Origin of the sequence: Collinsella sp. MSK.8.10, from assembly GCF_019041915.1 — a bacterium.
GTDB lineage: Bacteria > Actinomycetota > Coriobacteriia > Coriobacteriales > Coriobacteriaceae > Collinsella.
In genome coordinates this window covers 154,583-173,881 of sequence record NZ_JAHPYF010000001.1, presented here as the reverse complement: position 1 = coordinate 173,881, position 19,299 = coordinate 154,583, and the positions used below count along the sequence as shown (strand labels likewise).

Genomic DNA, 19,299 nt, shown 5'->3' with positions numbered 1-19,299 from the left:
GTGCCAAGCTCGAGGCAGAACTCGACTCCTCTGACGATATCTAATGCGTAATGGGCTGGCTCTGGGTATCCAGAACCAGCCCATTTTGATGTTCGATGAGCCGAGTTGGCGTCTCTCACAAAGGTAACTAGGAGCTAGCGAGGCCTATCCGAATTGCCCTCATTGGCGGTATCTTTTTCGAGCGCCGTGCGGCGGGCGCTGTAGGCGATAAGGCCGGCGCCTGCCGCGGCGAGTGCTGCAGCGGCTGCCGTAAGGGGAGCGTTGACATCGCCCGTGCCCGCAAGCGCGCCCGCTTTTCCGGAGCGCTTGTTATTGCCGTGGTCCTTGCCACTGCCGGAGCTGCTTCCGCCCGCGCCGCCGCCCTCGTCAGTACCGCCGCCACTCGAGCCACCATCGCCGTCTGCTGCCATCGGGGCGTCGTGAAGTCCTGTCGTATCCGCGCTGTCGCATACGCCGATCTGAACTTCCGAGCGCTCGCATGCCGCGTCGGGCACATGAAGCTCGTGCAGTACGGCACCCAGCGCCGAGTTTGCGCCTGGTCGAATTTCCTCGAGCGTTACGGGATCGAGCGCCACCAGATTACGCGCCTTCGCATACAGCGTTACGCGTTTGCCCACTTCGTCGCTCCAGCTCTCGGGGATGGCGAAGCTCATGCGAAACTGTGCCGTGCAACCCGGTGCCAGCACGGCGTTGCCGTTGTCGGCTACCAGCGGGTGCGTTGCAAAACGTGCGCCCAGCGTCTCGAGCGCGTACTTCACGTGTGCCATGTCGTTGGCCGGAGCATCTTCGGAAAGCTCTGGATCAAAGATCGATGCCGTGCGTGCGTTCGCTCCGAATCCGATGGATGCGCTGGAGAACGGCTGGCTGGAGCCCTCTCGGTATAGATCGATTGTGCCGGCGGTGAGCAGCGTGTTGCCGTCGTTTCGCACCGTGACCATGAAGGATTCGCCTGCTGCTCCGGGCACCACCGCGCCCGAGGTAGCGACCGCGCCCGTCGGAGTGGCACACGCCGCCAAGGGTACTTCGATGCCGTGCAGCTCTGCCTCGCTCTGCTCGGCACTCACAATGTGCGTGGCGAGTGCGGAGAGCATGCCTCCCGACGTCAAAAACGTCGTTATCTGATCGACGGGATGGTCCAGCTCGCACATCACGAACGGCTCCGTGAACAGATCGCCTGCCAAGGTGCTGGCGAAGATGCGGAAGTGCTTGCCCATCACTGCTACCGGGTTGCCTTCTTCGTCGTAGGTTTGTCCCACCTTGCCATCGGTGTTCTCTACATAGAGCACGCACCTGCCGTTGTTGCTTACGCTAAACGATGCCGGGCCACAGCCTGCGGCACCCACAGGCTGCGTTGCAAATGCCGATGCGTCTCGCGTCCAAGTGATATGCTGCAGTTGTTCGTTGACGGTTGCCAAAAAGCCCGAATGTTGTGGCCACGGCACCGCACGGGGTACCGTGGCGTCTGGTGGCATAACGCCCCAGCCTGCAATGGACTGGCCGATCACGGCGTACGATGCGCAGCCGCAACCGTCTGCAGTCTCGTACGCAACGGGCACCACCATTTTGCCGTTGATATTCTCGGGCTCGCCCAGCTCGATACTCGACGGTGCTTGTGGAAAGCGGAGAACTTGGCGGAACGTCAGGCTGTCGCCCGAAACGTCCGACCACAGGGTAAAGCACTCCAGCGCAACCTCAGCCTCGCTGCCGAGCGCCTTTTCTGCGGTGCTTCCACGGCGGTGGAGATAGGCACCCGACAGGCGTCCGTCGACCAGCGTCTTGCCCACCGTGATGCGCGGGCACTGCAGGCAATGGTAACCGTCCTCCTGCAGGCGCCCGCGCGAGATGCTGCGCCACGACGTGTGCGATATCACGCGAACTTCGCTATTACTTATGCGCAGGCGCACAACGGACAGTATGCCGGATGTGCTCGCCGTATCGAAATGGGTGTTGTCGCCGGCGGGGCGCTCGCCCGAGACCAGCAGCACGTAGGCGTCCTGGTTTCCTCTTCCGTCCGTATATTCCACCACGTCGAAGTCGTAATCGTATATGCCGTCGCGCTCCACGTCGCCCTCGCCAAACCCAAGGGGAAAGTCCACGGGCGTGGGAGCGGACCACGTGCCGTTTGCCTTTGTGTGTACCACCAGGCGCGAGCGGCCATTGTCGCCGTAGCGCACCGAGGCGATACGGAACAGGCATTCTACGTCGGCAATCATTGCCAGCTTCATGTGGGCTTCGCTGAGCACGCCAGCAAACAGCACGTTGTCGCTCGAGGGTTTGATGCCGCCACGCTCGTCCTCCGACACGCCGGCAGAATTGGCGTTGGGGTCCGCAACGGCGTTCGTCGCCTGCCCGATATAGGTGTACTCATACATCGGCGCGGTGTTTTCGTCGTTCTCTATCAGTGCATGGACGAAATGCTCGATCTGTCCCGTGTCGTCGCTCTCCGCGTCCGCCTCGAGCTCAATGCGCGTGACCGCCCGGTCCCAATCGCGCACGACGGGCGCGACGTTTACGACGGCGGCCTTAACCTCGGCGCGTGCGAGCAGCTCGGCGTTGGTGACGATGGTGGCCGATGCGATAAATTGCGGCACACCACCTGCCTCGGCGTTGCCGGGCGTGCCGAAGCAGGCATCCAACGTATAAGGCGTATTTCCACCCAATGCCAGCTCAGAGCGCTGGAGTACATACTGGTCGCCATTGTTCGCCGACATATTCCACGAATCGATGAGTGTGGGCCACGACCCCGACCAAGCCTTGGTGGTCCACTTGAACATTACGAACTGGAGTATCACATCGACATCGACGTCTGCACCTACGCGCAGCCGCGGAAGCTGGTGTCCATCTGCCTTCTCGTACCCAATGAACAGCGTGAGGGATGCAGCACCGCGCACGGCAGACGAAGCGACGCCTGCAACGCCGGCGCCAAAGGTGACGGCAAGCCCGATCTGGATGGTGAACGAGCCCGACGTGTTTGAATAGTCGAGCGAAATGTTTTTAAAAAACGCCGCGCCGCTGCCGTGCGTGTGGGCACCCACAGCGAGCGCCAGCTTCGCCAGCACCCAAGGGTTGACGTTTAGGAAAAATGGCACCGGTCCTAGGGTAAACTGCTCGGTCCAATTGAGGTCGGTTCTTACCTGGAAGAGGGCCTTAATATTGCCGTATGCGGGGTCGTTGTTGTTACCCCAGGTTTTGCCCACCCAATCGTAGGCAAGCGAGCCGTACAGCTGTGTGGCGATATCCATCGTGAACAGCGGCGTGCAATGGTGGCGAAGGAGCTTGGTGTTTCTTGGATCGGTGCCCGAACCGGCACTCATACTCTTGTACTGATTCCACTTCCCCTCCATCTCGTCGAGGTAGCGGTTTGCCTGCTTGGCGCCCGACTCGCGCGGCGATTTCTTCCAGTACTCCGGATCCGGATTGCCCGAATCGTTCATATAGCTGGCTGGTTTGTATCCTCCACCAAACAGCACGTATCCAGCAAACGAGAAATCGAAGAGGATCGGAAATGTGGGCATCCAGCACGTGAACTTATTACCACCGATGCCGGGAAACGATGTGGGGAAATCAAACGGAGTGATCTCTTGGTCCATAGTGGTGGGGACGATAGTGGTCGATCCGGATTCCGCCTTTGCCGCCGGCGCGGTGACAACGGCCATGGGGGAGGAGAGCGTGTAGGTTTTGTCCTGGTAGTCGAGGACAAAGCGCAGCTTGCATCCTTCTTCCAGAAGGCTCGACGCTGCATCGAGGAACTTGTCTTCGAGTGTGAACGTCGCCAGATTATCCGCGCCCGATGCGCTGGCCTTGATCTGACCAATCTGCGTGACGGTTTCGGTTGAGCTGCCCGCAGCGGGCATCACTTTATTGATATGCAATGTTGCCTGCCCGCCCTGCGGCAGATGAGCCTGCACGGTAAATGCGTGCGTATCGGGCTGCTCGTTTGCCGTGTCGTCCTTCGGCAATGCCATGAACGTGGCTTCAGCGTACTGGATGTCCCATTCGTCGAATGTGAGCTGGCGGAAGTACGGCTCGCCGTCGGAAAGCGGACGCGTGGGCGCGGTTATGGCGGTGCCGCCCCGGATACGCGCAAGGGGAATCTCGACATCGCGGTAGCCCGCCATGCTAATGGAGATGCCGCCGTTAAAGTCGTACGCGTCAAGGAGCGTTGCCTCGTCCACGTAGCCTTCCGAAAGAGGGGCGACCTCAAAGATGGCCGTGCCTTCGTCATCGGTCGTGGCGGTTAGCTGCTTGCCTACGGCATAGCGCGATGTGAGCGTGACCTGGGCACCTGCGATGGGCGTATTCTTGTTGGCGACGTCGACCACGACCACACCAAACATGGTGCGCGAGAGAACGAGCACCTTGAAGGGGTCTTCTTCGTCGGCATAGGCCGCGGTGGGCGCGAACGGCAGCAGGAAGGCATTTTCGCTTCCCGGCACGCGAGGCAACATGATGCTCGCTAGCGAGGACGCTCCGGCAACAAGTAACGAACGGCGATCAAGCATCTTGGGCTCCCATCCCGCAAATATCGGTGGAAATAATCCAATTGTGCGAGAAGGCGCCCCGTGGCGGTAGTGCCGTTCAAGGGTCAAAATGTCCAAATTGATCGAGCGAAGCGTCGGGTTCCGGAACGTGTTCGATGCGCTTGGCAGCCCGGTCGCTAACGCAACATGTGCGCGACCAGCTCGGCGCGCGTGCCGATGCCAAGCTTTGCATACACGTTGGACAGCCGATTTTTAACGGTACCCGGCGATACTCCCATATGGCGTGCGATTTCGGCGTTGGTCCACCCACGACAGGCGAGCATGGCCATGGTGAACTCCGTGGTCGTTAGATCGTCTGCTACGTCCTCGCCCGAATCGGGGTTGTGGATGCGCCGCCAACCGTAGCTGAAGCGGTATGTGATCTCGATGATGCGAGCGAAATCGTCGGGGTATTGCGTTTTTAGGCACGCCTCGATGAGCCCCTGTAAAAGGCCGTGGTGCTCGCCGATGAGCTCGATAAGGCCGTCGGGACGCGCAATGTTCCAAGCAGCTCCGAAATGCGTCCTTGCGGCGTCGATGTCCTTGAGGCTCATGCATGCCATGGAAGCTGCCAGGTGCAGGAACAGTTCCGAGATGGGATAGCTTCCCTGTTTCATGATCAGGGCGTTTTCCGCCATGCCCAGACTGCGGCCATATTCGCCGCGCAGGTACAGGGCATGCGCCATCACGTAGCTGGCGAACAGGCGCAGGCCTTCGGGCAGATGCGCCGCAAGCGGATAAAACTCTTCGGCAGAATACGGGGAAGGCAAGTGCAGCAGGACGCTCGCGGCCGAGGCGAACAGGATATGCGTGGCGTGGACGGCGGGCGATTCCTCGTCGGCCGGCGTATCGAGGATGCCCGCAAGGCACCGGCGGGCGTCGGCGATACGGTTGAGCGACAGACTGGCGTATCCGCAGATAAAGCATGCGGAATAGCGCAGCGCGGGATCGGTGACGTCAAGATAGGGGTGCGCCGTCTTGGCAGCGAGGGTGGCCTGTCCGCGAAAGTACAGCGCTTCTGCCGTGGCAATGGCGCGTGAATCGGGGTCGGAAATGCCTGCAACCGCAGCGTCAATCTGCCCCGGCACAAAGGCGGTGCACATCAACGGCATGGGAACGCATGGGTAGCCATCGCAGTCCATCTTCCATCTCCCAACAGCTGGCAACACTAGCAGCAATTGTACTCTTGTTGCTCGGGACTGGAATTTGTGGGTATCGCCTACGATTGTGCCGAACGTATAAAGGAAGAGTCTATTGGCGATGCTCCCAAGGTGGCTACCGAAGTCTAGCTGACCTTGGGATATAGAAAAACTGCCGCCCCTGCAAAAAGCTCTGTCGCAGCGATGGGAAACGTATCTCGTTCTGCATATAATGAGGTCATATGACGGTGCGTCTGCATACGCGCGGCGCATTTCCATCGAACCGAGAAGGAGCTCTGCATGGATCCCAACAAGCGTCCCGACGACATGGTACGTATCACCACTCCCGAACTTGCCCAGGCGTTCATCGAAGAGCAGGTCGCTGCAATCCGCGAGCAGATCGGCGACAAAAAAGTCCTGCTGGCTCTTTCCGGTGGTGTCGACAGTTCGGTTGTCGCGGCCCTGCTCATCAAGGCCATCTGCAAGCAGCTCATTTGCGTGCATGTTAACCACGGCCTGATGCGCAAGGGCGAGAGCGAGCAGGTCGTCGACGTCTTCAAGAATCAGATGGATGCCAACCTGGTTTACGTTGACGCCACAGATCGCTTCCTGGACAAGCTCGTGGACGTCGAGGAGCCCGAGGCCAAGCGTAAGATTATCGGCGCCGAGTTCATTCGCGTGTTCGAGGAGGAGGCCCGCAAGGTTGGCGATGAGGTCAGCTTCCTCGCCCAGGGCACCATCTATCCCGACATCCTGGAGTCCCAAGACGGCGTGAAGGCTCACCACAACGTGGGTGGTCTGCCCGAGGATCTGCAGTTTGAGCTCTGCGAGCCCGTCAAACTGCTGTACAAGGACGAGGTCCGCGTCGTGGGTCGCGAGCTCGGCCTGCCCGAGAACATGGTTGAGCGCCAGCCGTTCCCCGGTCCCGGCCTGGGCGTCCGCTGCCTGGGTGCCATTACCCGCGACCGCCTCGAGGCACTGCGCGAGGCCGACGCCATCGTGCGCGAGGAGATCGACAAGGCCGGTCTGACCATCTGGCAGTACTTTGCCGTGGTGCCCGACTTCCGCGCAACCGGCGTGCGCGAGGGTAAGCGCGCCTACGATTGGCCCTGCATCATCCGCTGCATCAACACCGTCGATGTCATGACCGCCGAGGTGCCCGAGCTCGACTGGGCGCTGCTCAAGCGTATTACCGCCCGCGTCACTGCCGAGGTTCCCGGTATCTGCCGCGTGTGCTACGACCTTACGCCCAAGCCCGTCGGCACCGTTGAGTGGGAGTAAGCTTCTACTCTTTTGGACGAATTGCATTGACGGAGAAGGGGTCCCGCGCAAGCGTGTGCGGGACCCCTTTCGTTTTACTGTTCGGTTAACGCTACGGATTGTTTTGGAAGGCTTACGAGCATGGTGGTCCCGTTCTCGGAACTTGCTTCGACCTCTACAGCGCCACCGTGAAGCGCTGCAATCTCCCAAACGAGTGCTAGTCCGAGTCCTGCGCCGCCGTATGCCCTGCTGCGGGATTTGTCTAGACGAAAGAACGGCTGGAAGATGCTCTCTCGGTACTGCTTGGGTATTCCCGAGCCCTCATCTTTGACTCGCAGGAACACGTGGCTGTCGTTGTCGCAGATGGAGACGTTGACAGTCGAGCCGGGGCGGCTGTAACGGATGGCATTTTCGACCAGGTTAAACACCAGCCGATAGAGGAGCGTGTCGCTCCCGATTACTAAAGCGTCTCCAGCACAATTGAGGGCTATGCCCTTATTTTCGGCAAGTGGCGCAAGGTCGGTGAGGACCTCTTCGGACAAGGGACCAAGTTCAACATCGTCCTCGCAAGGAACGCTGCGGAGCTCACTCATCTCGAGCAACACCTTGGTCATCCGCGACATCCGCTCAGTTTGTTCTTGTAGCAGGCCGAGCAGCTCGGCTGTTTCGGGTTGCAAACCGGAGTGCTCGGAGATGAATAGTTCAATCTGTGCTTGCATAAGGGCGAGCGGGGTGCGAAGCTCGTGTGCGGCGTTGCCGGTAAACTGACGCTGTGCAGAGAACCCTTCGCCAAGACGGGCGATCATGTCGTTGAAAGAGGCGCTGCATCGTTGTAGCTCGGTGGGCACATCTTCATTGAGTCTGATTTCGCTTAGGTTGTCAGGTTGCACACGCTCAACCTGAGCTGCAAAAGCCCGTAGCGGTTTGAGTGCACGGCCGCTCACAAAGTATGCCAGCGTGCCGCCAAGGAGTGTGACTCCAGCCGTGATGTACCAGGCTGTCGTGCCAAAAGACTCCTGTGCGTCGTTTACGACGATCGTGACCTTGTCATCGAGGGCTGCTTTCGTTGGGTCGAACGCCTGGAGCGAATCTTCGCCGGTTGCGTTAAAGGCCGAGATGTCGCTGCCGATGGCATCCATGTAGCGCATGCCCGTATAGCCGACCAGGCAGTTCGTCAGCACGCATGCCGCACACGTGAGCAGCGCCGTCATAATCGTTATGCGCCATTGCAGCGAAAGCCTTTTCATTCGCTATCCTCCATAACATAGCCCTCTCCAATCCGATTGCGAATCGGGTCGTATCCCAAAACGATGCGTAGCTTTTTGCGGAGTGATGAGATGTGAACGCGGGTTGCGTTGCTAAAGCTGTTCACGCTGCTATCCCAAACGTGCTCGATAAGCTCCTCTTGACTTACCGGTCGCCCCTGATTAAGCATCAGGTATTCCAAGATTCCCGTTTCTTTGCGCGTAAGAGATAGAGCCTCGCTGTCCACGGAAGCGATGCGCGCCTTGGTGTCAAAGCTGAGCTTTCCGCAGGTTAAAACTATGTCGCTTTGTGTAAAGCGTCTGAGGGTAAGGCTGCGAATCCTTGCCGCAAGCTCGTCCAGATGAAACGGCTTGGTGAGGTAATCGTTGGCGCCGGCATCAAGTCCGGCGACTTTGTCGGATACTTCGCCACGTGCGGACAGAATCAGTACCTTAGTTTCGCAGTCAGTTTTCCTAAGTTCCCTGAGTACGGCCGTGCCGTCGATACGGGGAAGGTTGAGGTCGAGTACCACGAGGTCGAAGGCCTCAACGTTCAGTAGGTCGAGCGCCTCCTGTCCGTCGTGACAGCAGTCGACGCTGTACGCCAAGTTTCGCAAACTGCGTGCGATCGTGTCGCACAGTGCTCGCTCGTCTTCGACGATCAAAATACGCATAACAGTCTCCTTGCACATTCCAAATCGCGCTTAACACGGATTTTATAGTCGATATGGTCCAATGGTCGCGTAACGAAAGGAGTGGTCGGATTGTTCAAAGCGGTAAAACCCGTGGTACAGGTCGCTTTGTTGATCGTCGGAATTGCCATGGTGTGCTTTGGCGTTATGCGTGGCGAGGCGGATGCCGTGCTGGCCAAAGCGATTAGGCTGTGCTTGGAGTGTATCGGAATTGGATAAAAGAAAAAACACTGCATCGCATCTTTTGGCGAGATTCCGCGGATTGATTCAGGCGGCGGCGACGCTTGCGACCAATATTCACCTGCCTAACTTTGCCAAGGGGGGCATCTACCAGGGGGCGGGCAAAGCCGTCTGCGTGCCGGGGCTCAACTGCTACTCGTGTCCGGCGGCCTCGGGTGCGTGCCCCATCGGGTCGTTTCAGTCGGTGGTGGGATCGTCTAAGTTCAGCTTTTCGTATTACGTCACCGGAACGCTCATTCTAATCGGCGTGCTGCTGGGACGCTTTGTATGCGGCTTTCTGTGCCCGTTTGGCTGGCTGCAGGAACTGCTTCACAAGATCCCCGGCAAAAAGCTCTCGACGAAAAAGCTCAAGCCGCTCACGTACATCAAGTATGCCGTGCTGCTGTTTGCCGTGGTGCTGCTGCCTGTCTTGGTGGTCAACGATGTGGGCATGGGCGACCCGTTCTTTTGCAAGTACATCTGCCCACAGGGCGTGCTCGAGGGTGCGATTCCGCTGTCCATCATGAATACGGGAATCCGCTCCGCGCTGGGAAAGCTCTTTACCTGGAAGCTCGCGATTCTCATTGCGGTTGCGGTGCTGAGCGTGTTGTTCTACCGCCCCTTCTGCAAATGGATCTGCCCCCTCGGCGCATTCTACGCGCTCATGAATAAGGTATCCCTACTGGGGATTCAGGTTGACGCGTGCAAATGCGTCTCGTGTGGCAAGTGTTCAAGGGTTTGTCAGATGGACGTTGATGTGGTCCGCGCGCCCAATCATGCCGAATGTATCCGGTGCGGAAAGTGCATCGGGGCCTGTCCCGTCGATGCCATCAGCTATCGCTATGGCCTGGATGTGTCGGCGGAAAAGCTTCCCTTGACCGCCGATAAAAAGTAAACAAGCTTCGACAAAACGGAGGAATGACTATGAAGCTTTCTAAGATTGCGGCCCTGTTTATGGTGCCGGTATTGGCCTTGTGCCTTGTGGCATGTTCGGCGCCCGGTGGCAATGCGAGCGAATCTGCGAGCTCCGATCCTAAGATCGCAGAGCTCACTGCGCAGAAGCCGGCCAATGCCGACGAGGCCGCCGAGCTGTATGCGAAGCTCATGCAGAAGGAGAACGAGATCTTTTCGAGTGATAACGCGCTGTGGGAAAAGGTATTCAATGCGGCAAATAAAGACTCGGCAATGATTGAGGATGGCAGCAATTACGGCGATTTTCTGCTCAAGACCATCGACGGCGCCAAGGATGAGTTTACGGCGGATGAGCTTAAGACACTCAAGGCCGGTGCACAGCAGATCAAGGAGATCGAGGACAAGCTCGAGAGCCTGGAGAAGGAGTTCCCCGGCTGTGGAAGCACGCCGAGTGCAGGCGAGAGCGTCGACGCTTCGACCGCTGGCATGACGGCTGGTGCCAATGCTTCGAGCGAGGCGACGAAGTTCCCCAGCTTTACGGGCAAGGACCTGGATGGCAACGACGTGAACAGTGACGAGCTGTTCTCTAAGAACAAGGTCACCGTCATGAACTTCTGGTTCACCACTTGCAAGCCGTGCGTGGGCGAGCTGGGCGATCTTGAGAAACTGAATCAGGAGCTTGCCGAGAAGGGCGGCCAGGTCGTGGGCGTCAATTCCTTTACGCTCGATGGCAACAAGGGCGAGATCGCAGATGCCAAGGACGTGTTGAGCAAGAAGGGCGTGACGTATAAGAACATCTGGTTCAAGTCGGATAGCGAGGCCGGTAAGTTTACGTCAAATTTGTTCTCGTTCCCGACAACGTATGTCATCGATCAGAATGGCAACATCGTGGGAGAGCCAATCATGGGCGGCATCAACTCCGCCGAGCAGCGAGAGGCGCTCAACAAGCTGATCGATCAGGCGCTTGCTAAGAGCGAGCAGTAAGTCCGAATGTGACAAAGGGACAGTCCCTTTGTCACATCGTCGATGTTATGTGCGGGATGGTGCGCCACGTGGCGTGCCGTCCCGTTCGTTATTTGGGGCGGTTCCCTACATTTCTCACTGGTACCGGCAAAACAGTTTCCATTGATACGGCTCCTAGAGACCCAGAAGGGCACACATAACGGCCTTGATGGTGTGCTGACGGTTCCCTGTCTCACGGAAGATGACCAAAGCGTTGGCCTCAAAGCGCTCGTCGGCAATCTCAAAGCCCTCGGTGATGATCTTGCGGTGCAGGTTATTCTTGTGACAGTTGGCTTTTGCTGCTCCCTATTATTCCTGATAGATTAGACCATGGGAGAAGGAGTCGCAGATGACCATGGTGCAAAACGTTGTAGAGAAGCTCCCTTTTTGGGCGCATCTGTCTTCTGACGAGAGGACGATCGTTTTGGAGCAAGTCGCCTTGCGCACCTTCGATGCCGGCCAGCTTATCGGCGGCAGCGATAGCTCCTGTACCGGCATGTTCCTTATCGTTCAGGGTGGTGTCCGCGTCAGCCTTCTTTCCGAGGAAGGCAAGGAGGTCACGCTCTTTAGGATTGGGTGCGGCGAGTGCTGCGTTACAACGGCTTCGTGCGTAATTCGGCAAATCTCCTTTGGCACGTTGGTTGCCGCAACGGAGAAATCCGAGTTCCTTATCGTGCCTATCGGTGTTTGCGAACATCTTGCTAGCAACAATATCTTCGTCAAAGTCTTTATGCTCGAAGTGGAGGCGCGGCGCTACTCTCAGGTGGTTCGTGTGCTCCAACAGATGCTTTTCCGACGTCTCGACCAGCGTGTTGCCGACTATTTGGTTGAGCGATGCCAGGCAACGGGGTCAATGGAGCTCCGGGTCACTCAAGACGAGTTGGCGCGTGACATCAACTCTGCCCGCGAGGCGGTGACGCGCGTGCTGCGTCGTCTTGCCAATGAAGGTCTTGTCGAGGTGAAGCGCGGGCGAATCCTTGTTCTGGATGTCGACGGTTTGACACGCCTGCCGTAGCGACGGCTTTGCCATGGTGCCTATCCGCCCAGCGCCTGGCACTCGCTTTTAAGAAAAAATTGTCCCATACGGTGACTTGGTCACGGAACCGGTCTGCGCCTTCCGGGCATACTGGCATCAAACGATAGGGCAAGCGAGCAAAGGAGCTCATCATGGGATTGTTCAATCTATTTGCTGGGGCGGATATCAACAAAGGTGTTGAAGAGTGCCGTGCGACCGAAGGTGCGGTGTTGATCGATGTGCGTGGCGCCGATGAGTATCAGCAGGGACATATCCCCGGTGCCATTAACATTCCCCTCGATGGCGTCAATCGCGTGCTTGTCGAGTATCCAAAGAAGGATACGCCTCTGTTCGTGCATTGCCTGAGTGGCGCTCGTAGCGGTCGCGCTGCGAGCTTTCTTCAGCGTGCGGGCTACGTCAACGTGAAGAACATCGGCGGAATCAATAGCTACAGCGGAAAGGTGGTGCGTTAACTATGAAGGTGGTTATCGTGGGGGGCGTTGCTGGCGGTGCGTCGGCGGCAGCGCGCTTGCGCAGGCTTGACGAGCAGGCGGAGATTGTCGTTTTTGAGCGCACAGGTTATGTCTCCTATGCTAACTGCGGATTGCCATACTTTATTGGCGGCGTGATTGAGGAGGAATCTGCGCTCACGCTGCAATCGCCCGAGGGCTTTTGGAATCGATTCCGCATTGCCGTGAAGACGAGCCACGAGGTGATCGCCATTCATCCCGATGCGCATACGGTTGACGTTCGCGACCTGCTCACCGGCGAGGAATTTGTCGAGACGTATGACAAGCTGATTCTTTCGCCAGGCGCGCATCCCATTCGCCCCGCTCTTCCGGGAATCGATTTGGATAAGATCTTTAGCCTTCGAACGGTAGAGGACACGCTGCGCATTCATGGTTATGTGCAAGAGCATGAGCCGAGGAGTGCCGTGGTGATCGGTGGCGGCTTTATTGGTGTTGAGGCTGCCGAGAACCTGCGTGACTTGGGTCTCGAGGTGACGCTTTTGCAGCGCCCCGGGCAGCTGATGAACAACCTGGACTACGACATGGCGACGCTGCTTCATGCAGAGGTCCGCGAGCATGGCATTGACCTGCGCCTTCGTGCCGACGTTACGGGCTTTGAAGAGGCCGATGGCCGTGTGGTCACACATGTGGCGGGCGATGATTCCATTATGGCCGATATGGTGCTACTCGCTATCGGCGTTGCGCCCGAGAGCCATTTGGCAAAGAAAGCTGGTATCGAACTGGGCATCAAGGGCTCCATTGTGGTGAACGACCGCATGGAGACGTCTGCTCCTGACATATATGCCGTGGGTGATGCCGTGCAGGTCAAGCATCAGGTGACGGGCGAGGACGTGGTGATTTCCCTTGCAGGCCCCGCTAATAAGCAGGGACGTATCGTCGCCGACGTGATTTGTGGCTTAGGCAGTCGCTATCAGGGCTCGCTGGGTTCTTCGGTAATCAAAGTGTTCGACTTGACAGCTGCGAGCACGGGCCTTTCTGTGAAGGCAGCGCGTGCGGCGGGAATCGATTACGAGAACGTCGTGCTGTCACCTGGATCGCATGCGGGTTATTATCCCGGGGCCACGCCCATGACCATGAAAGTTGTGTTTGAGAGGGAAACCTTGCGTCTGCTGGGCGCGCAGATTGTGGGCATCGATGGCGTGGACAAGCGCATCGATGTGCTGGCGACGGCAATCCAGGCCGGTATTCGGGCCGATAAGCTCAAGGATTTGGATTTGGCGTATGCGCCGCCATATTCTTCGGCGAAAGACCCGGTGAACATGGCCGGTTTTATGATCGAAAACGTGGGCTCGGGCATGCTCAAGCAGTGGCATTGGGAGCAGGAACCGGATCTGCCGCGCGATGGTAGTGTGCAGCTGCTCGATGTCCGTATGGTTGGCGAGTATGACCGCGGACATATCGACGGCTTTGTGAACATTCCCGTCGATGACTTGCGTGCTCGCTTGGGGGAGCTTGACGTGACAAAGCCTGTTTATGTTATTTGCCAAAGTGGTCTTCGCAGCTACATTGGCTGCCGCATCCTCGCTCAGTACGGTTTTGACTGCTATAACTTCTCGGGTGGCTATCGCTTCTTTGCTGCTGTGACTAAAGACCATCGCGGTAGCGATAACGTGATGCCGTGTGGATTGGAAAAGTAAGGCCTTTTGAGCGGCGTGTATGACAATGACAAGATAGAGTAGGACAAACGCGTCGAATACGAACGGCGGAGGAGAGCGGGCGGGGTGCCTGCGCAGGAGAGGTTGCCGTCCATGCTGGAGCTCAAAGGAATTTGCAAAAGGTACGTCACGCAGTCGTTTACGCAGGTGGCGCTCGACAGCGTGAGCCTGTCTTTTCGCGATAACGAGTTCGTGGCCATTCTGGGCCCCTCGGGTTCGGGTAAGACCACGATGCTCAACGTTATCGGCGGACTCGACCACTTTGACTCGGGCGACCTGCTGATCGATGGCATCTCGACCAAGGACTTCAGCGACCGCGATTGGGACGCCTATCGTAACAATCGCATCGGCTTTGTGTTCCAGAGCTATAACCTCATTCCGCATCAGACCATTTTGGAAAACGTGGAGCTGGCGCTTACGCTCACGGGCGTGGGGCGTGCCGAGCGCCGCCAGCGTGCGCGCAAGGCGCTCGAGGCAGTTGGCCTGGGCGAGCACGTTGACAAGCGCCCGAGCCAGCTTTCGGGCGGGCAGATGCAGCGCGTCGCCATCGCCCGCGCCTTAATCAACGATCCCGAGATTGTGCTGGCTGACGAGCCGACCGGCGCCTTGGACTCAACGACATCCGTACAGGTCATGGATTTGCTCAAGGATGTTGCGCGCGATCGTTTGGTCATCATGGTCACGCACAATCCCGAGTTGGCATACAGGTACGCCACACGCATCGTCACCCTGGCGGACGGCAAGATCACCGACGATTCAGATCCCTTTGATGCTACCGAGGCCGCGCGTCGCGAGGCCAAGCCCACGCGCAAAACCTCGATGAGCTTTGTGACGGCGCTGGGGCTTTCTGCCCGAAACCTCATGACCAAGAAGGGCCGTACGGCCATGACTGCCTTTGCGGGTTCGATTGGCATTATTGGCATCGCAGCGATTCTGGCGCTGTCCAACGGCGTAAACGGCTACATCAAAAAGGTCGAGGAGGACACGCTCTCGAGCTACCCGCTTACGATTTCCAAACAAGATTATGACCTGTCATCCATGATGGGCGGGAATGGGACTGCGGATGAGGAGGCGTCCAAGGGCGAGGGCTCGTCTGACGGCGCCACCGGCGGCAAGGCTAAGGGAACCGATACGATTCCCGTGGTCACGGCCGTAAAGGATATGTTCGCAAGCGTTAAATCTAACGATATGACGAGCTTTAAGACATGGCTTGACGACGGCGGCAACGGTATCGACAAAGAGGTCAACGCTATCCAGTATGGTTACGGTGTGACGCCGGTTGTCTATCGTTTGAACGAGGGCGACGAGAAGCCCGTCCGGCTTGTCCCCAACGCTATGACCGAGGCCATGAGCGGAGGCGCGAGCTCGGCGGCAACGGTGAGCATGGAGTCCATGGGGACCTCGGTCTTTAACGAAATGATTGACGACCAGAGTCTGCTCGATAGCCAGTACGATGTCGTTGCCGGCCATTGGCCTACGTCCGCCAACGAGGCTGTGATGGTGCTTTCGAGCCGCGGCACAGTGGGCGACTACACGCTCTACAGCATCGGCGCGCTGGATATCGATGAGCTCAACGGCCTGGTTAACAGCGCCATGACGGCTGACGGCAGGGTCGAGACGCCCAAGAGCGGCACCGACTTTACCTACGACGATGCGCTGTCCACGACGTTTAAGGTGCTGTCGCCGGCAGATGCCTATCGCAAAAATGAAGAGACCGGCATGTGGACTGACATGTCTGGCGATGCCGACTTTATGGCGGCCAAGGTTGCCGACGGCATTGACGTGCGCATTGTGGGCGTGGTGCGACCCAACGAGACGGCCAACGCGAGCGCATTATCCCCGGGCATTGCCTATACGCATGCGCTGACATGCCAGCTTATGAAGCGCGCCGCCGATTCGCAGATCGTGCAGGAGCAGCTTGCCCACCCCGAGACGGATGTCTTTACGGGCAAAACCTTTGACGAGTTGCAAGGTGAGGCCAAGCAAGGCGTGGATCTGGGCAGTATGTTCAGTGTGGACGAGGCGGCGCTGAAGAGCGCGTTCTCGTTCGATGCATCTGCGCTCTCGGGCGCGGCGGGCGGTGTCGACCTTTCTGGTATCGATTTGTCCGGGCTGAACATTGACCTTTCGGGCGTTGGTAAGGACATCGACTTTAGTGACATCATGGCCAAAGCGCCGGCCCCCGATTTCTCGGGTATCTTTGACGGTCTGGAACTTGCGCCCGAGCAAATGAAGCAGGTGGGAACACTAGCCAACCAGCTGTTTGAGGGCTTTTTGCGGTCTGATCAGTTTAAGGAGCTGACACCCGATGATCTTAAGGACGCGTCAAAGCTTGCCGCCGCGTTCTCGACGTATCTTGAGAACGATACGGCAGCTCAGCAAATCCTGGCCCAGCTCAAAGCGCTCGGCGGCGATGCCCTGGCCGAGCGCCTGCGGCAGGCGATGACCGACTATGTGCAAAAGCAACTGGCTCCGTATCTGCAGCAGGCTATGGATCAGGTGATGAAGGCAATCAGCGAGCAGATAGCGTCGACGGTATCGTCCCAGCTCAAGGCGGGCGCGGCAGGGCTCATGGACCAGATGGCGACGCAGATGTCTTCGAGTTTTGCCAACCTGGCGAGCGCCATGCACGTGGATGCGAGTGCCTTTGCTCATGCTATCCACTTCAACATGGACGCCGAGGACCTGAGTTCGCTCATGATGAGCTATGCCAAGGCGTCGAAGCTCACCTACGATAACAATCTGACCACGCTGGGCTATGCGGATGAGGCAGACCCCATCTCGGTTAAGATTTTCCCGCGCGACTTTGAGGCCAAGGAGCGCGTGCTCGATCACATCGATGCGTACAACAAGCAGGTCAAAGCTGCCGGCCACGATGAACAGGCAATCTCGTACACCGACTACATGGGTATCATCATGGGTTCGGTGACCGACATCGTGAACACCATCAGCTTGGTGCTCATCGCATTCGTGAGCATCAGCCTGGTCGTGAGCTCCATCATGATCGGCATCATCACCTACATCAGCGTACTGGAGCGCAAAAAGGAGATTGGCATCCTGCGCGCGATCGGCGCGTCAAAGCGCAACGTGGCCAACGTATTCAATGCCGAGACCTTTATCGAGGGCCTCATTGCCGGCGTCTTTGCCATTGTCGTTGTGGTGCTCGTGAGTTTTCCGGTCAATGCCTGGGCGCTTGCGGCCAAACAGGTCCCCAACCTGATGAGCCTGCCCGTGCAGGATGCGCTGGTGCTTATTGCGATTTCGGTGCTGCTGACGGTCGTCGCCGGCCTGCTGCCTGCCCGCAGCGCATCCAAAAAAGACCCCGTAGAAGCCCTACGCTCCGAATAATGTGACAAAGGGACAGTTCCTTTGTCACATTGAGTGGCTTGTAAATCGAGGTCTAATACTTTTCCCGAGAAGTGAACGAGTGAAAACGGGCCCCCGAAGTATCGGCGCTTTCGAGATGCAATTTCCTGCGGTTTTGCCAGTCAAATCCTGCGGGCTTGACGTCTAAAAATGTCGATGCTTCGGGGGTCCAAAAACGGTCGTTCACTTCTCGGGAAAAGTATTAGACCTCGATTTTGCAAGGGCCCAATTACCGTTCGGCACGTTAAGAACTCCCTTTCCCCGCTTAATGCTTGACGAAGAGTCCCCTGGTTTATATACCTATCGGTAGGCATATAGGATGTAATGCCGATAGAAATGGAGTGACCATGGCTCTCACCGTACCAGACGAAAAAGACCGTCCTCGCGAGAGCGGCGCATTTGCTTGGATTGTCGTTATTGCGCTCGGCTTAATGTCCGCCGGGACGACTGGCACATATAGCATTATTGCCGGCTCATTCGTTGCTCCAGTATGTGAAGACCTGGGCTTTGAGTACACCTCTTTCTCTTTCTATTTCACTGCGATTCTTCTTGGCCTTGCACTTGGACTTCCACTTTTGAGCCGTTTCATTCCAAAAGTAATAGGCAAACCGGTGCATATTTGCGTTGAACTCGTCCTTATTGCCGCCGGCGCCGCAATGGCGTTCTACACCGAAGTCTGGATGTTCATCGTCTCCGCTGCGGTGATCGGCATCTGCTTTTCATTCACAACGGGCGTCTGCATGTCCGATGTTATTGACCAATGGTTCAGTAAATCGTCCGGTCTTGCCATCGGCCTTGCTTGGGGCGTTAATTCTCTCTGTACGCTGTTGTTGAGCCCTGTCATTACGCTGGTTATCGAGCAACAAGGCTGGCGTACGGGATACATCGTACTCGCGGCCGTTTCTGCAGCTATGATTTTACCTGCGAGTGCATTTATCATTCGCCTTAAACCCTCTGATCGCAACATGCTTCCGTACGGAGAGACCGCCTCTGAAACCCATGAGAGACACAGCGTCGATGAGCGGGAAGATACCCTTTCGGGCATGGCACTACGTGATGCCACGAAAACGCCGTCTTTTATTCTCTGTGTCCTCCTGCTTTGCGTGGCGCAGCTCACCTGCTGCATGAACCAGTTGTTTCCAACCTATGCAAGCGAGGTCGGTTTCAATCCCATCGTAGGAAGCTTAATGGTCTCGGCAGCTTCGTTCTCCGACATCTTCCTAAATCCCTTCGTAGGCAAAACATGTGACAAGCTCGGCTCTATTAAAGCAACGGTCGCGTGGACAGGTGTCAGCATTTTTTCGTTCCTGCTTCTCATCATTGGCGGAAGCAATGAGACTGTTTCAATCATTGCAGCTGGCGTAAACGATGCCATGTTCGCCATTGTTGGAACCGCAATGCCGATGCTTCTCCTCTCGCTCTTTGGATCACGCGATTTTGGAAGGATCTATTCGATCGTTTGCTCAGCGGGCTATGTCGTCGGTGCTTTTGGAATGCCGGTCATGATGAAGGTTTACGGCATGGCAGGGTCATTCCAGGGAGTATTTATCTTCTGCATTGCCTGCAACCTTATGATTGCTGCGTTTGCTATCGTTTCCGGCTTTCTCAGTAAGGCTGCTGAAAAGTAATAAGCGCCGATTGCATCGGCATAGATTGCCACGCAACAGGGGTCGACTCCAAGCCAGACTGGAGTCGGCCCCTGTTTTCGTTTAAAGGTTGCCCGCAGGCACCATGTGTGCCAACAT

The 19,299-nt window shown here is 57.5% G+C and carries 13 protein-coding genes; 9 read left to right on the top strand and 4 right to left on the bottom strand.

Annotated features, from left to right (window positions below):
* Positions 1-134 precede the first annotated feature (134 nt).
* Complete coding sequence (locus KTF55_RS00730) at positions 135-4,502, bottom strand: hypothetical protein (RefSeq protein WP_217107616.1); 4,368 nt, start codon at positions 4,500-4,502, stop codon at positions 135-137.
* 155 nt (positions 4,503-4,657) lie between these two features.
* On the bottom strand, positions 4,658-5,662 hold the full coding sequence (locus KTF55_RS00725) for a helix-turn-helix transcriptional regulator (protein ID WP_217107617.1): 1,005 nt from the start codon (positions 5,660-5,662) through the stop codon (positions 4,658-4,660).
* 297 nt (positions 5,663-5,959) lie between these two features.
* On the opposite strand from KTF55_RS00725, the gene guaA reads away from it, so the two are divergent.
* Positions 5,960-6,940 (top strand): glutamine-hydrolyzing GMP synthase, encoded by a 981-nt coding sequence (gene guaA, locus KTF55_RS00720; protein WP_217107618.1) that lies wholly within the window; start codon positions 5,960-5,962, stop codon positions 6,938-6,940.
* A 74-nt stretch (positions 6,941-7,014) separates the two neighbouring features.
* Here the strand turns inward: guaA and KTF55_RS00715 are convergent, their stop codons facing one another.
* The gene (locus KTF55_RS00715; protein WP_217107619.1) at positions 7,015-8,166 is read right to left on the bottom strand and encodes a cell wall metabolism sensor histidine kinase WalK; all 1,152 of its coding nucleotides are present in this window, start codon (positions 8,164-8,166) and stop codon (positions 7,015-7,017) included.
* Complete coding sequence (locus KTF55_RS00710) at positions 8,163-8,837, bottom strand: response regulator transcription factor (protein WP_302052938.1); 675 nt, start codon at positions 8,835-8,837, stop codon at positions 8,163-8,165. Before KTF55_RS00710 ends, KTF55_RS00715 begins: the two co-directional genes overlap by 4 nt.
* A gap of 90 nt (positions 8,838-8,927) precedes the next feature.
* Here KTF55_RS00710 and KTF55_RS10105 point away from each other — a divergent pair, with 90 nt between their 5' ends.
* The 8 genes from KTF55_RS10105 (at position 8,928) to KTF55_RS00670 (ending at position 19,182) form a co-directional block, all read left to right on the top strand.
* Complete coding sequence (locus KTF55_RS10105) at positions 8,928-9,074, top strand: CD1871A family CXXC motif-containing protein (protein WP_040219972.1); 147 nt, start codon at positions 8,928-8,930, stop codon at positions 9,072-9,074.
* A 46-nt stretch (positions 9,075-9,120) separates the two neighbouring features.
* Positions 9,121-9,969 (top strand): 4Fe-4S binding protein, encoded by an 849-nt coding sequence (locus KTF55_RS00705; RefSeq protein ID WP_371734665.1) that lies wholly within the window; start codon positions 9,121-9,123, stop codon positions 9,967-9,969.
* A gap of 29 nt (positions 9,970-9,998) precedes the next feature.
* A complete protein-coding gene (locus KTF55_RS00700; RefSeq protein WP_226790422.1) occupies positions 9,999-10,970 on the top strand; it encodes a TlpA disulfide reductase family protein in 972 nt (323 codons plus the stop codon).
* Between the two features lie 367 nt (positions 10,971-11,337).
* Positions 11,338-12,003: a Crp/Fnr family transcriptional regulator gene (locus KTF55_RS00690; RefSeq protein WP_217107623.1), complete on the top strand. Its 666-nt coding sequence runs from the start codon at positions 11,338-11,340 to the stop codon at positions 12,001-12,003.
* 152 nt (positions 12,004-12,155) lie between these two features.
* Complete coding sequence (locus KTF55_RS00685; protein ID WP_217107624.1) at positions 12,156-12,476, top strand: rhodanese-like domain-containing protein; 321 nt, start codon at positions 12,156-12,158, stop codon at positions 12,474-12,476.
* A 2-nt stretch (positions 12,477-12,478) separates the two neighbouring features.
* A complete protein-coding gene (locus tag KTF55_RS00680) occupies positions 12,479-14,170 on the top strand; it encodes an FAD-dependent oxidoreductase (RefSeq protein ID WP_217107625.1) in 1,692 nt (563 codons plus the stop codon).
* Positions 14,171-14,281: 111 nt separating this feature from the next.
* Positions 14,282-17,536 (top strand): ABC transporter ATP-binding protein/permease, encoded by a 3,255-nt coding sequence (locus KTF55_RS00675; RefSeq protein ID WP_217107626.1) that lies wholly within the window; start codon positions 14,282-14,284, stop codon positions 17,534-17,536.
* A gap of 365 nt (positions 17,537-17,901) precedes the next feature.
* Positions 17,902-19,182, top strand: a complete 1,281-nt coding sequence (locus KTF55_RS00670; protein WP_117757258.1) for an MFS transporter — start codon at positions 17,902-17,904, stop codon at positions 19,180-19,182.
* Positions 19,183-19,299: the final 117 nt, after the last annotated feature.

Bases quoted from the DNA above. Each gene is read 5' to 3' on its own strand.
- KTF55_RS00730 (WP_217107616.1), bottom strand. From the start codon at position 4,502: ATGCTTGATCGCCGTTCGTTACTTGTTGCCGGAGCGTCCTCGCTAGCG.
- KTF55_RS00725 (WP_217107617.1), bottom strand. From the start codon at position 5,662: ATGGACTGCGATGGCTACCCATGCGTTCCCATGCCGTTGATGTGCACC.
- guaA (WP_217107618.1), top strand. From the start codon at position 5,960: ATGGATCCCAACAAGCGTCCCGACGACATGGTACGTATCACCACTCCC.
- KTF55_RS00715 (WP_217107619.1), bottom strand. From the start codon at position 8,166: ATGAAAAGGCTTTCGCTGCAATGGCGCATAACGATTATGACGGCGCTG.
- KTF55_RS00710 (WP_302052938.1), bottom strand. From the start codon at position 8,837: ATGCGTATTTTGATCGTCGAAGACGAGCGAGCACTGTGCGACACGATC.
- KTF55_RS00700 (WP_226790422.1), top strand. From the start codon at position 9,999: ATGAAGCTTTCTAAGATTGCGGCCCTGTTTATGGTGCCGGTATTGGCC.
- KTF55_RS00690 (WP_217107623.1), top strand. From the start codon at position 11,338: ATGACCATGGTGCAAAACGTTGTAGAGAAGCTCCCTTTTTGGGCGCAT.
- KTF55_RS00685 (WP_217107624.1), top strand. From the start codon at position 12,156: ATGGGATTGTTCAATCTATTTGCTGGGGCGGATATCAACAAAGGTGTT.
- KTF55_RS00680 (WP_217107625.1), top strand. From the start codon at position 12,479: ATGAAGGTGGTTATCGTGGGGGGCGTTGCTGGCGGTGCGTCGGCGGCA.
- KTF55_RS00675 (WP_217107626.1), top strand. From the start codon at position 14,282: ATGCTGGAGCTCAAAGGAATTTGCAAAAGGTACGTCACGCAGTCGTTT.
- KTF55_RS00670 (WP_117757258.1), top strand. From the start codon at position 17,902: ATGGCTCTCACCGTACCAGACGAAAAAGACCGTCCTCGCGAGAGCGGC.